The organism is Archangium primigenium, assembly GCF_016904885.1.
Taxonomy (GTDB): domain Bacteria; phylum Myxococcota; class Myxococcia; order Myxococcales; family Myxococcaceae; genus Cystobacter; species Cystobacter primigenius.
In genome coordinates, this window is the sequence record NZ_JADWYI010000001.1 from 6731047 (window position 1) to 6746273 (window position 15227).

Consider the following 15227-nt stretch of genomic DNA (forward strand, 5'->3'; position numbering starts at 1 on the left):
GCGGGGCTCACCCCCGACGCAGCAGGCCGAGCGCCAGGCCCTCGGCGAGCACACGCGGCGGCACCTCGGCCTCGGCCCCGGGCGCGCGCGCCAGGGCCTCGAGGCCCGCGAGGAGCGAGGGCGCGCACGTGAGCACCTCCAGTCCCCGCCCCTTGCGCCGCAGCACGAAGCGCCACGGGCCCGGCGCCGGACGCCCCGCCACCTGCGCGAGCGAGTCCAGGCCACTCACCTCCAGCGCCTCGCTCGCCCAGGCCCGACCCGCGAGGTGACGGCGCAGGGCGCGCGCGGCGAACACCGCCTCGGTCAGATCCACCGGGAAGCCGCCCAGGCGCACCCCCTCGGCCAGGCCCACCTGCCCCGGCCCGGGCCCCGGCCCCGGCGCGCTCATCCGCCACGCGTTGGGCAGGAACGTCTCGAAGGACACCACCGCCGCGAGCCCCTCGTCCGGGTGCTCGCGCAGCACGCGCCGGCTCCAGGCCGCGAAGGCATGGCCCGGCGCGCGCTCCGGGGACTCGAAGAGCGCGCGGAACTCCGGGGACGCGGTGAAGTCGCGCAGCCGCTCGCGCGTGCCCGCCAGGAGCAGCCGCGACAGGGGCCAGTCCCGGTCCAGTTGCTCGGCCACCACCGCGAGCCGGAAGTCCGTCTCCGCGCGCGCCCCCTCCACGTCCTCCCCAGGCTCCGGGGCCGCGCCATACCCCACGGAGAACAGCGCCCACGGCGCGCTCTCGGCCGCGAGCGCGGGCACGGGGGGCGTCGACACGGAGAGCGGCAGCGGGGGCCGGGGCCCCGCGGGCACCACCCGGCGCAGCCGCCGCAGCGTGAGCAGCGCCACCTCCAGCGGGTGCCCATCCCCCTCGAACGTCACCGCGCGCAGCGCCGGGCAGCGCGGGACAAGCGCCTCCACCAGCGCGAGCAACTCCTCGCGCACCGGCTGGGTGTGGTCATCCACGTAGAGGCCCCGCGCCCCGCGCCGGGTGACGACCCCCCCGGCCACGTGCAGCTCGATGACGCGGTCCAGTGGGAAGTCCGCGAGCCCCGCGTCCAGGGGCAGCCCCGCCGCGAGCTGGTAGCTGAGCAGGTGCCCCAGGTCGAGCAGCAGCGGCAGGCCCGTGCGCGCGTGCAGCCGGGCCATGAAGTCCAACACGTGCAGCTCGCCCCGGCGCGCGAAGACGGCGGGGTTTTCCAACGCCAGCGGCACGCTCAAGTAGGACTGCACGTGAAGGGCATGCGCCGCGCAGTCGCGCACGCCGGCCTCGCTGAAGGGCGGCGTGACGTAGAGGTAGCCGGGGAAGGGCTGGCCCGCGGCGTGCCACCAGCCCACGTCGTTGCCCACCCAGGCGCTGTCCACCGCGCGCGCGTGCGCGTCCAGGGCGTGGAGCGCCGCGGCGGGCTCCAGCTCCGGGCCGTAGAGGTTGAGGTGCACCGGATGGAAGAGCACGGGCACTTCGCCGCGGCGCGTCCACAACTCGGGAAAGAGCGACGCCTGGGCGCGGGTTTCCTCCAGCGACAGGGGGGCGCTGTACTCCACGAAGTCGAAGAGGCCTGGCGCCTCGGCGAGCAGGCGGTAGGGATGGGGCGACTCCGCCGCGTCCAGGTTGCTGCTCAGCCCCAGGCCACGCCAGGGCAGTTGCCAGGTCAGGTCACGCATGTGCGCACCACCCTAGCGTGGACCCGAAGCCACCGCCTGCCCGACAGCCCACTCTTGCTTCCCGCCGCCGAGTGCCGTAACTCGGCCGCCATGCGCGTTCCTCCTGTGATGCATGGGGCCAAGACGTGGACCACCTCGAACGGAGAGCTGCAACTGTGGAGGCCCGCGTCGCATGTCATCGTGACGCGCTTCCAGGGCTCCATGTACGACGCCCACCTGGCGCACCTGGCCATGTCCGCCATCGAGGAGATCGTCGCCGCCGAGCCGCTCGTGGACATCTTCCATGACTGGGAGGAGATGGAGCTGTACGCCACGCAGGCGCGCACGCTGATGACCGAGCGCGCCGTGCCGCTCGCGCCGAACATCAACACCCTGAGCGTGCTGTTCGGCTCCAAGGTGGTGCTCATGGGCGTGTCGCTCGCCAGCATCAAGCTGGGCGGCATCCCCACCTTCACCAACCGCAAGGAGTTCGAGCAGGCCATCCGCCACGCCGTGGAGTCCAAGCCCGGCGAGTTCAAGCTCAAGCTGCCCCTGGCCGAGTAGCCCTCCCAAGGGGCTGTCGGAGATGACCCGGAGTGGGGTCGACTTCACCGGGTCATACCTGCCCCATCGGACAGATGGACTGAACCTCGCCAGTTATAAGACGCGTCTGGAGGGTGGGGTTAGGATCGTTTGTCCCCATGCCGAGCCTCGCTCTTCCCCAGAGTCCGCCCGCGTCCCCGTCCTGGCTGAAGGCCTTCCGCGATCTGCCGCACACGTATGGCTTCCAACCGGTGAAGGTGGAGGGACGCCTGCCGCCGGAGCTGGAGGGCACGCTGGTGCGCGTGGGGCCGGTGACGTTCGGCGTGGGCGAGCAGCGCTACGGGCATTGGTTCGACGGGGATGGGGGCGTGCTCGCGGTGCGCCTGGGGGGCGGCGAGGCGCGCGCGGCGGCGCGGCTCATCGAGACGCCGAGCATCCGGGCCGAGCGCACCGCGGGCAAGGTGCTCTTCAGCAACTACGGCACGCCGGCCCCCACGCTGTGGCGGCGGCTGTTCGGTGGGGTGAAGAACGCGGCCAACACCTCGGCGATGACGTGGAACGGGCGGCTGTTCGCGCTGGTGGAGGCCTCGCGCCCCACCGAGCTGTTGATGGATGACCTGCGCACGCTCGGCGAGACGGATCTGGATGGCCTGGTGGGGCCGGCCTTCTCCGCGCATCCCCACCCGGTGGTGCCGCGCAAGGCGTCCTACAACTTCGGCGTGCGCTACGGCGCCGTCACCTGGCTGGACCTGTACGAGCTGCCCGACGACAAGCCCGCCGTGCGGCACCTGGGGGGCCTGCCCCTGCCGGGCACCGTGCTGGTGCACGACTTCATCGCCACGGCCAACCACCTGGTCTTCCTGGTGGCGCCCATGCGCATGAACCTCTTTCGCACGATGATGGGCCGGGGCAGCCTGTCGGAGAACTTCGAGTGGAAGCCGGAGCTGGGCACCGAGGTGATCGTCGTCCCCATCGATCGGCCGAGCAAGGCGGTGCGCTTCCAGGCGGAGCCCTTCCACGCGTGGCACTTCGGCAACGGCTTCGAGCAGGGCGGGCGCATCTACATCGACTTCGTGCGCTACCCGGACTTCCGCACCAACCAGTGGCTCGCCGAGCAGATGAAGGGCTGGGCGAACACGGAGATCGACGGCACGCTGCACCGGGCGACGCTGGACGTGAAGGCGGGCACGCTGCACTGCGAACAGGTGTCCGAGCGGCGCTGTGAGTTCCCCGGCGTCTCGCCGCTGCGCGCGGGCATCCGCCACCGCTACGTGTACCTGGCCGGCCACGTGGGACGCGAGACCTGGCGAGGCCCCCAGGACGCGGTGATCAAGGTGGACATGGACACGGGCGCGGAGACGGTGGTGCGCCTGGGCGACGAGCACCACCCCTCCGAGCCGCTCTTCATCCCCCGCCCCGGCGGGAAGGCGGAGGACGACGGGTGGCTGCTCATCCAGGGCTACGACGCCGCCCAGGATCAGAGCTACATCGCGGTGCTGGACGCGAAGACGCCCCAGTCCGGCCCGGTGGCCCGGGTGGTGCTGGAGCATGTCTTCCCCTTCACCTTCCACGGCACCTGGGTGCCCAAGCGTTGAGCGGCTCCGCTCAGCCCTTGAGGACCGCGAGCGGCGTGAGCCGCAGCACCGGCGTCACCAGGTCCGCCTCGTCCTCCAGGACCTCGGTGATGTCGCGGTAGACGGCCGGGGCCTCCTCCACCAGCGAGGCCACGCGGCCCCCGTCGAACACCACGCGCCGCAGGGCATGTGACAGGGACGCCGGACGGATGCGTGCCCGGGCCTCCTTGCGCGTCATCACCCGCCCCGCCCCGTGCGAGCACGAGCGGAACGCCCGCGCCTCCCCTCGCCCCATCACCACGTAGGACGCCGTCCCCATGCTCCCGGGAATGAGGCCCCGCGCTCCCGCGGCCAGCCCCACCGCGCCCTTGCGGTGCACGAGCAGCGCGCGGCCGAAGTGCGTCTCGGCCGCGACGTGGTTGTGGGGGACGTCCACGTGGGACGCGCGGTCCGGCTCCCGCCCCAAGGCCTCGGCGAGCACCGTGGCCGCCCGGGACAGCAGGTGCTCGCGGTTGGCGCGCGCGAAGCGGCAGGCCCACGCGGTGTCCGCGAGGCAGGCCGCGCCCTCGGGTGTGTCCGTGCGCAGTGCCGGGAGGCTGCCTTCGCCGAGGCGCTCGGCCACCCGCACGTGATGGCCGGCGATGGCGGCCCCCACGCCCCGGGAGCCCGTGTGCACCAGCAGCCAGAGGTCCCCCGCTGCGTCCCGGTCCAACTCCAGGAAGTGGTTGCCTCCCCCGAGCGTGCCCAGATGCCGGGGTGCCAGCCGCTCCCACTCACGCAGGAGCCGGTGGGTGGACAGGTCGGGGGCGGCGAGCGCCTCCGGTGGTGACACGCCCCGCCCCCGGTGGACCGCGTCGCCCACGGGCACGGCCCGCGCGAACGTGGCGAGCAGCCGCTCCAGCGCCGCCCGGTCGAGCGCGGCCGCGGGGTAGTCGAAGCGCACGCCGCCCACCCCGCAGCCGAGGTCTCCGCCGAGCGCCCCCGGGGCGACGTGCCGCTCGGTGGCGAAGACGGTCCCCACGGCGACGCCCTCGGACACGTGGATGTCGGGCATGGCGGCCACGTGCTCGACGACATAGGGCTGGAGCGCGAGGTGCTGGAGCTGCTTCACCGCGCCCGGGGGCACGTCCCGGGCCCAGGCGAGGATGGGCAGGGCGCCCGGAGGCGCGTCGAGGCGGCGCGGCATCATTCCGCACCCCCTTCCCCATCGCCCGCGTCCCACGGGGCGCCCACGCCCACGTAGACGAAGCGCAGGTGGGGCACCCGCTTGAGGTCCAGGCCCTGCGCGAGCTGGGCGCGGATGAAGCCGCTGGCACGCGCCAGGGCGTCCTCCACGGGACGCGGCCCCTCCAGGGCGGCCTCGGGAGGCAAGGTGAAGCCGATGCGGGCATTGCGCCCGTCGGGGGTGAGCGCCAGGGACGTCACGGCGACGCCCTCGAGCACGGGGTCGGACAGCTCTCCGCGGAAGAGGCGGGCCACTTCCTGGAACAGGGCGGACTGCACGCGCAGGTGACGCGCGGGAAGAGGATCGGAAGACAGCGAGGACGGCTCCGCCTCACCGCGCGAGGCGCGGCGGCGGGGGTGCTTGGAAGAAGTCATGAAGAGGAACGGTTCCCGTGAATCAGTTCGACAGAACTCCACGGCGACGCCCGCGCACCGAGGCGGCGAGCCCGTTCATCCCGACTTCAGCGGGGAGCGGCGCACACCCGGTCAGGCGCGCATCGACGCGGAACGATCCGAAACACCCTGAAGGACAGACCCCATGGCACACCTCCCGCCGCGCGAAGCCCCGCGCGGACCTGGTCGGCGACAGGGACGTAAATCCCCCGGAAACCTGACAACGGCGCTCCCCCCCTCGTGCCGCGCGCTACGGGGCCGTCCAGAAGCCGCTGAGGACCTTGGGCGTCGAGGCCACGTGCAGCTCGTGGTACGCGCCGGGCCGCAGGGGCTGGCGCGGCGTCAGCCGGTATGTCGAGGGCGGCTCGAGCGTGAGGTCCATCGGCGGATAGTCCTGCACCGAGCCCCCCTTGGCGTCGTAGGTGATGAGCTGGAAGTAGGTGGCGTTCCACTGGGGCGGCGACTGCGGGCGGTTCACCCGCACCGCGATCGACGTCGTCACCGGCACCTGCTCCGCGCCGGTGGCCGGCTGGAACTCCACGACCCGGATGGGCCCGTGGGCGAGCCGCAGGCGCACCCGCGTGTCCTCGAACTCCCGGCCGAAGCGGTCGTGCACGGGTGGAATGACGACGCGCAGCTCGTGCTCCTCTTGCAGCGGCAGGCCCGGGAACACGTCGATGTAGGACTCGTTGAGCGCCACCCGCACGCCGCTGTCCGGGCGCACCCCGCCGTCCAGCTCCTCCACGTGGCCCGTCAGCACGTTGCTCCGGCCGTAGTCGTGGAGCACCCTGCCCGTGGTGCGCAGCCGCAGCGGCTCGTTGTTGGACAGCAGGATGAACTGGCCATCGTCCACGGTCAGCGTGCAGCCCGAGTCGTCCCGGGTGCCGTAACACTCGAGCTGGTACGGCGCCTCGCGGGGGTCCGGCTGGAGGCCGGCGTCGCCCGCGGTCTCGAAGTCGATCACCCCCTTGCGGCCCTCGGGCAGCTTCCACGTGGGCAGCTCACCGGGCGCCGACACGAGCCGGGGCGAGACCACCAGCCGGTAGCGGTGCGCCGCCGCCAGGGGTCGCGAGGGCCGCAGGCGCAAGGTGGCCGGCTGGCCCTCCACGGGCTCCCATCGGCCGTTCACCCGCTCGGCCCGCGACAGGTTCCACAGGGACACGTCACTGAACTCGGGCCGCTCCACGGGCCGGTCGAACGTCACCGTCACCTCCGTGGTCGGCTCCACGTCGTGCTCGCCCGGGCCCGGCCGCGTCGCGACCACCCGCGCCAGCCCGCCTCCGGACGCGGGATCCAACGGCTCCCAGGCGACCTCTCCCGCCGCGGCGGCGTGGCCTCCGTGGCAGACCTCCAGGCCGTTGTCCGAACCCAGGCACACGCCCAGCTCGAAGGGCAGGTTCCGGCCATGCGCGAAGGACGGGTACTGCGTGCTGCCGCCCTCGCGGCCCCGGAACACGGGCGCCGGCGCGGGATCCTGCGCGCACAGGGGATAGACCTCGCCCAGGGGCATCTCCGTCCACCCGGCCTCCAGCGCCCAGAAGTGCACCGCGGCGAGCCGGAAGTTGCCACACCCGTCCGCCAGCAGCTTGCCCCCCGCGCCCGGGTCCAAGGTCGTCTGGTAGTGCGAGGCCATGGCGCGAAAGCGGTACTCGTCCGGGCGGCGCTCCTGGGCATTGAAGGCGAGGGGGTCACGCACGTCGGACAGGGCGCGCATGTAGACCCACGGCAGCTCGCCGTTGGGCTCGCCCGCCTTGCGCTGGATCTCCCGCGAGGGCCCGGCGAAGAGGAAGCCCGAGGGGTGATCGTGCAGATCGAAGACGCCCCGCTGGCCGCTCTCCCGGTCCGACGGCAGGGAGAGCACCGGGTGGCCCACGCGCCAGAAGCGGCCATCGCGGCCCTCGCGGAACGCCTCCACGAAGTGCTTGAGCGGCGAGGCGTAGCTCGTGGTGACGGGCCGGATCATCGACAAGAGCACGCGGTGGCCCAGCTCGTCGTAGGCGAGCGCGTTGCGGCAGCCCACGTCCCAGATCTGCTCGACCCCCGGTCGCGAGCCCTCGCCCTGGGAGGAGTCCGAGATCTGGTTCCAGGCGAACGCCTTGGACCCGGACACGCGCTTGCCGTGGAAGAGCAGCGGCTTCCAGACGGACGGATCGCCGCGCATGATGAGATCCAGCGCCCCATCCGGCGCGCTGCCGAGCGTCAGATCCGGACAGGCCTCGAGGTACTTGAGCGGCCGGGTGTCCATGCCCAACGGCAGCGGCACGTCCTCCACCTGGGCGGCTTCGCCCGGCCGCCAGCGCACCAGCTTGAGCGGCTTGTGGCGCTCGCGCGGCCGGAAGGCCACCCACACCGTGCCCGAGGCGTCCGCCACCACGTCCAGCGCGCCGACGAGCTCGGGGCGCAGATCGAGCAGGGGCTCGCGCCGCCAGGGCTTCTCGTAGCCGCCCCAGGCGATGTCGAACCCGGAGCGATCCTCGGGCGGGAACACCACGGCCACCGTGTCCCGGTCGAGGATCACCGGCCGCCAGCGCGGCTCGCGCCAGGAGAGCTGCTGGGGCGGGATGCTGTTGAGCTGCACCGGGTAGGCGTCGTTGGCCAGCGCGTGGCGCGAGGCCTTCCAGGGCAGCTTCGCGGGCAGGAAGCGGGCGGCGAGCGGATGGTCCGCATCGGGGTCCACCTGGGGATCCGTGCCCGCATCCGACAGGCCCGTGCCGGGCTTCGCCGTCGGACAACCGAGCCCCAGGAGCAGGAACGAGAGCAGCAGGAGCCAGGTCGTGGGTGTGGGACGCATGGGGACCCACTCTCCCTTGGCCCGCCCCACCCCACCACCCCGAGATCAGGGGGGGTGAAAAGGCCGGGCGTCCGGCTCCACCCAAAACAGACGCCCGGGGGCCGTGAGGCCCCCGGGCGTCCGGAACTTCAGGGCTTCAGCGCGAGGGGCCTAGTAGGCGCCCTTGAGGGTCACGTTGGTGAACGCGCTGTAGGCGTACGAGCAGACGTAGTAGGTGCCGGCCGCGGGGCTGCTGAGGGTGCAGCTCTCGGCGCTGCCCGTCTTGTACGGACGGCAGTTGTAGCTGCTGGTGGTGGGCTTGGAGCCGAGGCGCACGTACAGGTCCGCGTCACCCGAGCCGGTGGTGGCCTGGGTGAAGGTCGCCGAGGTGCGGCCGCTCGGAACGGCGAGCGTGTAGCAGGTCCACGAGCCCGTGGCGCCCGAGAACGGGGCCGTCGCCACGCCGTTGGTCAGCACGTCGCCGCCGCCGGTGCCGCCCGTGGTGAACGCGCCCTTGAGGCTGATGCCCGAGGCGGCCGAGTAGCCCTTGAGCTTCACGTAGTAGGTGCCGGCCTGCGCGGTGGTGACGGGGCAGCTCTCGGTGTTGCCCGAGGCGTACGGACGGCAGTCGTAGGAGGACTCGGTCGGCACGGAGCCGAACTTCACGTACATGTCCGCGTCACCCGTGCCGCCGCTCATGTCGAACTTGAGGCCCGTGGCGCCCGCGGGGACGGTCAGCGTGTAGGTGCAGCTCCACTCGCCCGCGCCCACGGAGATGCCCGTGAGAGCCGTGCCGTTGGCCAGCACCACCGTGGTGCTGCAAGCCGGAGGAGGCGGAGTCACCGTGCCGCCCACGCCCACCGCTTCCCAGGCGGCCGTCACCGCCGCCGTGTCGTGGCCGAGGTCCGTGGCCGCCGTCACGGTGTAGGCCTTGGCCTGGGCGAAGGTGGTGGAGGGCGTCATGTACTCGGCGTTGGCGCGGTAGAAGATGGCGCCGGCCTTCTGCACGCCGATGCCCGTCACGTCCGTGGTGGTCTTGCCGCGCGGGTGCTTGCCACCCGTGGACAGCAGCTTGAACGCCAGGTTGGCGATGCCCGAGTTCCAGTGCACGCCGCCGTTGTCCGAGCTGCCCGTGTAGCGCTCGGGGTAGTAGTCCTTGGACGAGCCGTCCTGGGTGGGGTTGCCCATGTAGCGCAGGGCGTCGCCCGGGATGTTGGGCGTCCAGATGTCATCGCCGATCATCCAGATGGGCGCGTCCACGGACCAGCCCTTGGTCCAGCTCTCGCAGTAGGCGGCGAAGATGTCGCTCATGCCCTCGTTGAGGGCGCCGGACTCGTTGGAGTAGGTGAGGTTGGACTCGGAGCTCGTCACGGCGTGGGTGAGCTCGTGCACCGTCACGTCCAGCGACTTGCCCAGCTGGCCCGCGTCCGTGCCGTTGCTGTCGCCGTACACCATCTGCGAGCCGTTCCAGAACGCGTTGGTGTAGTTGCTGTCGTAGTGGACGGTGCTCTTCAGCTGCGCGCCCGCGTTGTTGTACGAGTCGCGGCCGAAGTTCTCCTTGTAGCAGTTGTAGGTGGTGCCCAGGTGGTCGTAGTTCTCGTCGATGTGCGCGTCGCCGGTGACCGCGCCACCCTCGGAGCGCTTGAGCGTGCCGGGCAGGCTCGTCCTGTTGTTGGCCGTGTACACCGCGCGGCTGATCGCCGAGTGGATGTCCGTGGCGCGGCCGAGCACGCCGCCCGCCACCGCGTCCACGAAGACGTGGTCGCGGATGGGCAGCGTGGCGCCCTCACCCGTCACCACCACCTCGTAGGCCAGCTTGAGCGGGCCGTCCTGCTCGGCGCGGTAGTAGACGAGCTGGGCGCTCTCGGCCTTCAGGCCCGTGCCCTCGGTGGACACGAGCGCGGCCTTGGAGGCCGCGTCCTGGGCGACCATCGCCTTGGTGGCGACCATCTCGCCGTCACGCGCCGAGCCGTTGGCGGCATAGACGAGGCCGGCGGCGTTCACGTGCACGACGAGCTCATGGGCCACCACGGGCCGCCCCTGCTTCATCTGCGCGTAGCGCACGTGGGTGTTGCCCTGCGCGTCCACCGAGGTGCGACGCACCACCAGGTCCGTGGCGTTCAGGCGGAAGATGGGGGCGATGCGCTGCAGGGACTCCGCCAGGCGGGAGTGCGCATCCCGGGCCACCAGCCCGTTGAGGGACTGGCCGGTGGAGCCGAACTCACCGCGCACGAGGAAGGGCACGCCGTCCGCGTGGGTGCCGAGCACCTGCGCGTTGGGCACCACGCTCAGCGCGGCCTTGATGTCGGCCGTGGACAGCGTGCCCACGTCATCGGCGCGCGCCGACGTCTGGGTGTCCGAGTCCTCGACGGTGCACGCAGCCAGGGGAAGGGCCAGCAGGGCGGCCAGAATGCGATTGCGAACCAAAGGGGGAACCTCCGCGTGGGCGGTGACGGGGGTGTCACCGCTTACGGGGCGGACCTAGAGCAGGATGCGTGCCATTCCCCTAAATGACTGGAATCCCAACCGTTGGGCCCACTCGGAGTCGCGGCGGTGGAGCGGCGAGGTCGCGCAATCCGATGCCGAGATGTAACGAGGTTTGACACCCCACGCGGGAAGGCCCGTCTTCACGCGGGTTTGCCGGAAGGAACGCACCCTGTCCTACAAGAGGACAGTTCATCGACACCTGGGTCCAGGATGACATCCAGGCATTTACGGCTTTCACGGACTGTCCCATGAAAACCGTTTTTCATCAAGGCGTCCGATCCCGCCAGGCCTCGCGCAACCCGTCCTGCCGCTGCTTGCCCGCGAGGGCCTCCTCCGTCTGGCGGGGGATCTCCTCCAAGCGCGTGGTGTGCATGCGGATGCTCAGCTCGTACAGCCCCCGCTCCTGCTCGGACAGCTGGGGCCCGTAGTCCTCGAGCACGCGGCGGGCGAACTGGAGGAAGTCCTCGGACACGGCGCGGCGGTGCTCGAAGTACGCGTGAATCTCCGGCTCGGTGGCCGTGTTGGACTGCACCTTGCCCCACTCCGTGTTCCAACGCCGGGTCTCCTCCTCGCGCCATCGCAGCAGCGCCTCGTCACGCGTGGGCGCGCCCAGCCGCCAGTACAGGTTGTCGGGCATCACCTCGCGCAGCCGCACCAGGTCCACCGGGTGCGCGGCGGGCGCGGGCTCCACGGAGGACGGCTCAGCGGGGCTCGACGTCCGGGCCGGCTCGGGCAGCGGCGCGGGCCCGGGCGTGGGCGTCGCGGCGGGCCCGGACGAGGACGGCGGGGCGGAACGGGCAGGACGCGGGGCCTGGGCCTGACGCACCGCATCCGTCGGGTCCGGCGTCACCTCGGGGGCTCGCCAGGACAGCACCAGGGCGAGGGCGAGCCCGAGGACGAGGAGTGACGCGGCGAGCCATCGCGAGAGCTTCATGCGGGGAGTGGCGCCCATGCGGCGGCAGTATCCGAGCCCCCGAGGTTTCGCAACTGGATACCCCGGTGCTTTCCGGGCTCTCCGCTCTTCCCCAGAGGGCGATAGACTCGCGCCCCCTTACCCCCAAAGGAGTGCATTCATGAACAAGCAATGGCTGTTGGGTCTGATGATGGTGGCGGCGCCGGTGGCCGCCCAGGCCGAGGTGCTGGTGGGTGGAATCGTCGACGTGCTGGTGGACGGCGGCAACACCTATACGTGGGAGAAGACGACGCTGCCGGGCACCAAGTGTGGCAACGGCTCCCAGTACAAGTTCTTCGTGCACCGCAGCACCACGGGCTCGCAGAACCTGCTCTTCTTCTTCGAGGGCGGCGGCGCGTGTTGGGACTACGACACGTGCAGCGGGCGCGCGGGCGTCATCGGGGCGGCCAACCCCAATGGCATCGCGGACGACTACATGCAGCAGTTCACGGCCAAATATGTCTCGCCCATCGTCAATGGCGCGGACCCGGGCCTGCCGTTCCGCAGCCGCACGGACCTCGCGACCAAGGACTGGAACATCGTCTACATGCCCTACTGCACGGGTGACGTGCACGTGGGCAACAACACGGCCGTCTATCCGGATCAGACGGGGCAGCAGCCGCCGCTGACCTGGAGCCACTCGGGCTACACCAACTCGATCGCGGCCATCAACTACGCCAAGCAGCAGTTCCCCCGCGTGCAGAAGCTGCTCGTCACGGGCTACAGCGCGGGCGGCACCGCCACCTCGGCCTCGTACTACTTCGTGCGCCGCGCCATCAACCCGGCCCGCGGCTACTTCCTCAATGACTCGGGCCCCATCTACATGGCCGGCGTCAACGATCTCTCGCGCCCGCTGCACAACAAGATCCGCCAGTCGTGGAACCTGGACTCGGTGTTCAGCCAGTTCCCCGCGACCTTCGATCGCAACAACATGGGCACCATGAACCGCATGGTGGCGCTCGAGTTCCCGAACGATCAGCTCGCCTACACGGGCTACTCGCGCGACTACAACTACTCGCGCTTCTCCTATGAGCGTTTCATGACGCCCAACGACAAGGAGTCGGTGCTCGCCAACTGGAAGGTGGACCAGGACAAGTTCGTCAACGAGCTCAAGCAGTACAACAACTTCAGCTACTTCATCCCCCACGAGCGGCAGATCAACGCCAGCCACTGCAGCACCATCATCACCTTCGTGGGCGCGCACGCCTGCCAGAAGATGGAGAAGAAGCGCTGGTACGAGTACGTCTCCGAGCCGTGGCAGGACTGGAAGTGCAACAGCGAGATGGTGTCCATGACCACCTTCCTGCAGCGCTTCATCAACGAGAACCAGCGCGTGCGCGTGTACGAGCCCGCCAACGGCTACAACGAGGATGACCCGGGCATGCAGGTGCTCGCGCCCCTCATCAACGGCGCCATCGGCGGCTAGGCCCGCGCCTCACCGGGAGCCATAGGCGTCTTCCAACAGGCGCTCGTGGCTCCAGCCCCGGGCCTTGGCCGCCTCCACGTCGAGCCCCTCGCCGTGACCCTGGCCCTGGCCCTCGAACACCACCCGCGTGCCCTCGGACACCGCCGTCCGGGGACACGCGGGCAGCTTGAGCGCCGAGCGCAGCACCTCGCAGGGCAGCTGCTCCGGCGCGTCGAACACGGCACCGCCCTCGCCGCGCGTGCGCAGGAAGTGCACCCGGCCCTCCGCGAAGCGCACCGCCGTCGCCCCCCGTCCGAGCACCGCCTCCACCTGGGCCCGCGAGCGCTCCTCCCGCCAGGGCGCCGTGCCCCCCCGCGAGAACGGCAGCCAGCCCTTCCACGGCAAGGCCGGGGCCCTGAGGGCGCGCTCGTCCTCGGGCTGTACCCGGACGGTGCCTCGGAAGGCCTGACAGTGCGTCGTGTCGCAGACGGGCCGACCGGGATGGCGGCTGTCTCCCTGGCGCTCGTCGTGCGCCACCACCCGCGCGAGCGCCACGCGCGCCTCCCCCTTGAGCGCCGCGTCCTCCGCCGTCACCACGCCGGCCGTGTACTGCGCGCGTGTGGTGCGAAAGAGCACGTCCGAGCCTCGCCGCGCCTTGAGCGCCGAGGGGCTCGTGGGCACGCCCGCGGGGGGCACGTAGGGCGGCGGCGGGGACCACGAGAACACCCCCGCGTAGTCGCGCCCCTCGGGGGCCTCGGGCAGCCGCACGCGCCAGGGGCTGCCCAGGCAGACCGCGGGCCCCCGGGCCACGAGCGGCGCCAGCCGGGTGAACTCCGCGCCGACCGTCCGGGGCACCCCGCCCTCCAGGACGAAGCCCATGCCCCGGCAGCGCGCCTCCAGCACGTCCGGCGCCACCAACCCCAGCACCTGCACCCGCGCGGCCTCCAGGCCCGCGCGCATCCGCCGCACCCGGGCGAGTACGTCGGGCACTTCCTGGGCGAAGGCCCGGGGCATGCGTCCCGGCCGCGCCAGCACCACCACCACGTCCGCGTCCACCGCGACGATCCACCCGAGCACCGGCCGGCTCTCCGCGTCGCGCACCGTGCCCGTCTTCGCCGCCACCCCGCCGAGCGCGCCCGACACGGGCAGCCCCGCCAGCGTGCCCCGCGCGGCGCTGTCCCCGAGCACCTCCAGCACGTCCGGACGCGCCTCCGCGAGCAGCCGGTACGCCTGGGCCAGGCCCCACGCCGACAGGTGGAGGCTCGAGCGCAGGCCGATGGCGTCCGCCATGTCCAGGGGCTCGCCCGACAGGCCCACCGCCGCGAGCACCGGACCCCAGGGGCCAAAACCCTCGGGCGCGCTCCCCTTCCCCACCCAGTCCAGGAAGTACCCATTGCAGGAGCGCAGCAGGGCCTCGCGTGCGTCCAGACGCGCGGGCCGGCCCTCGCCACAGGCCCACTCGGCCGCGTCCCCGCGCGCGGGCAGCACGGGCGGGGGCGTGGGGCTCGCCGCCACCACGAAGGGCTTGAGCGTCGAGCCGTAGGGCATCGCCGCGCGCACGTCCCCCTCGGACAGCAACACCTCGCCCGAGTGCCGACTGAGCACCACCGTGGCCGAGGCCACCGCGCGCGCGCCCACGCCCGCCAGTTCCTCCACGGACAGGGGCACCGTCCAGCGCGTGCCCCGGTGGCACTGGCGCAGCCGCCGCGTCAGCGCCCGGGGAAAGCCCGTGTCCTCGGTGAGCACCCGCGCCAGGGCCCGCCGCGCCCGGGGCGTGTCCACCTCGGGCAGCCGCGTGAGCACCTCCGTGGCGCTCGCCAACGATTGGTATGGGGCCTCGCGCCATTCGGCCAGCTCACCGCTCACCGCCAGCGCGAAGGCCTCGTGGAAGAGCCGATCCTCCGACGAGGCCGGACACGCCCACCACAAGAGCTGGTGCGCCAGCTCGTGCCGCAGGGCCCGGCGCAGCCGCGCGTCCAGCACCCCGGGCGAGCCCTGCCGCAGCTCCACCACGCCCGGCCGCCCCTGCCCGTCGCGTGAGGGCAACAGCCCCTCGCCCCGCCGCAGGGTGAGGGTGGCCGGTGCCCGCTCCGGCGCGCCGCCCGCCTCGGCCACGTAGCGGGCCTCCAGCGCCCGCCAGGCCTCGTCCGCCTCGGCGCGCAGCGCGGCCTCGGGCGTCAGATCTCCCCGGGTGATGAAGACGGGAGTGGCCGCCACCAGCACGGCCGTCACGGCGGCCCACCCCATCACCT

The 15227-nt window shown here is 72.1% G+C and carries 10 protein-coding genes; 3 read left to right on the forward strand and 7 right to left on the reverse strand.

The features are described from left to right. Positions 1-7 precede the first annotated feature (7 nt). Positions 8-1648: an MbnB/TglH/ChrH family RiPP precursor modification enzyme gene (locus tag I3V78_RS27530; protein ID WP_204491675.1), complete on the reverse strand. Its 1641-nt coding sequence runs from the start codon at positions 1646-1648 to the stop codon at positions 8-10. A 90-nt stretch (positions 1649-1738) separates the two neighbouring features. Between I3V78_RS27530 and I3V78_RS27535 the strand changes: the two genes are divergently transcribed. Together I3V78_RS27535 and I3V78_RS27540 are read left to right on the forward strand one after the other, a co-directional pair. Beyond that, positions 1739-2191, forward strand: a complete 453-nt coding sequence (locus tag I3V78_RS27535; protein WP_204491677.1) for a hypothetical protein — start codon at positions 1739-1741, stop codon at positions 2189-2191. Positions 2192-2328: 137 nt separating this feature from the next. Further along, positions 2329-3765, forward strand: coding sequence for a carotenoid oxygenase family protein (locus I3V78_RS27540; protein ID WP_204491679.1), 1437 nt, complete (start codon positions 2329-2331; stop codon positions 3763-3765). A gap of 10 nt (positions 3766-3775) precedes the next feature. On the opposite strand, the gene I3V78_RS27545 is transcribed toward I3V78_RS27540, so the two are convergent. The 5 genes from I3V78_RS27545 to I3V78_RS27565 form a co-directional block, all read right to left on the reverse strand. After that, on the reverse strand, positions 3776-4933 hold the full coding sequence (locus tag I3V78_RS27545; RefSeq protein WP_204491682.1) for an RtcB family protein: 1158 nt from the start codon (positions 4931-4933) through the stop codon (positions 3776-3778). Further along, a complete protein-coding gene (locus I3V78_RS27550; RefSeq protein ID WP_204491684.1) occupies positions 4930-5343 on the reverse strand; it encodes a ribosome-binding factor A in 414 nt (137 codons plus the stop codon). Before I3V78_RS27550 ends, I3V78_RS27545 begins: the two co-directional genes overlap by 4 nt. A gap of 268 nt (positions 5344-5611) precedes the next feature. Continuing rightward, positions 5612-8152 carry an Ig-like domain-containing domain gene (locus tag I3V78_RS27555; protein WP_204491687.1) on the reverse strand — a complete coding sequence of 847 codons (2541 nt, stop codon included), beginning with the start codon at positions 8150-8152 and terminating at the stop codon, positions 5612-5614. 150 nt (positions 8153-8302) lie between these two features. Further along, positions 8303-10558 (reverse strand): M4 family metallopeptidase, encoded by a 2256-nt coding sequence (locus I3V78_RS27560; protein ID WP_204491689.1) that lies wholly within the window; start codon positions 10556-10558, stop codon positions 8303-8305. A 325-nt stretch (positions 10559-10883) separates the two neighbouring features. Beyond that, a complete protein-coding gene (locus I3V78_RS27565) occupies positions 10884-11570 on the reverse strand; it encodes a hypothetical protein (protein ID WP_204491691.1) in 687 nt (228 codons plus the stop codon). 121 nt (positions 11571-11691) lie between these two features. On the opposite strand from I3V78_RS27565, the gene I3V78_RS27570 reads away from it, so the two are divergent. Next, positions 11692-12996, forward strand: a complete 1305-nt coding sequence (locus I3V78_RS27570) for a pectin acetylesterase-family hydrolase (RefSeq protein WP_204491694.1) — start codon at positions 11692-11694, stop codon at positions 12994-12996. A 9-nt stretch (positions 12997-13005) separates the two neighbouring features. On the opposite strand, the gene I3V78_RS27575 is transcribed toward I3V78_RS27570, so the two are convergent. Beyond that, complete coding sequence (locus I3V78_RS27575; protein WP_204491696.1) at positions 13006-15222, reverse strand: SpoIID/LytB domain-containing protein; 2217 nt, start codon at positions 15220-15222, stop codon at positions 13006-13008. Between the last annotated feature and the right edge of the window lie 5 nt (positions 15223-15227).

Coding starts and splice junctions, on each gene's coding strand:
- I3V78_RS27530 (WP_204491675.1), bottom strand. CDS start 1,648: ATGCGTGACCTGACCTGGCAACTGCCCTGGCGTGGCCTGGGGCTGAGC.
- I3V78_RS27535 (WP_204491677.1), top strand. CDS start 1,739: ATGCGCGTTCCTCCTGTGATGCATGGGGCCAAGACGTGGACCACCTCG.
- I3V78_RS27540 (WP_204491679.1), top strand. CDS start 2,329: ATGCCGAGCCTCGCTCTTCCCCAGAGTCCGCCCGCGTCCCCGTCCTGG.
- I3V78_RS27545 (WP_204491682.1), bottom strand. CDS start 4,933: ATGATGCCGCGCCGCCTCGACGCGCCTCCGGGCGCCCTGCCCATCCTC.
- I3V78_RS27550 (WP_204491684.1), bottom strand. CDS start 5,343: ATGACTTCTTCCAAGCACCCCCGCCGCCGCGCCTCGCGCGGTGAGGCG.
- I3V78_RS27555 (WP_204491687.1), bottom strand. CDS start 8,152: ATGCGTCCCACACCCACGACCTGGCTCCTGCTGCTCTCGTTCCTGCTC.
- I3V78_RS27565 (WP_204491691.1), bottom strand. CDS start 11,570: ATGGGCGCCACTCCCCGCATGAAGCTCTCGCGATGGCTCGCCGCGTCA.
- I3V78_RS27570 (WP_204491694.1), top strand. CDS start 11,692: ATGAACAAGCAATGGCTGTTGGGTCTGATGATGGTGGCGGCGCCGGTG.
- I3V78_RS27575 (WP_204491696.1), bottom strand. CDS start 15,222: ATGGGGTGGGCCGCCGTGACGGCCGTGCTGGTGGCGGCCACTCCCGTC.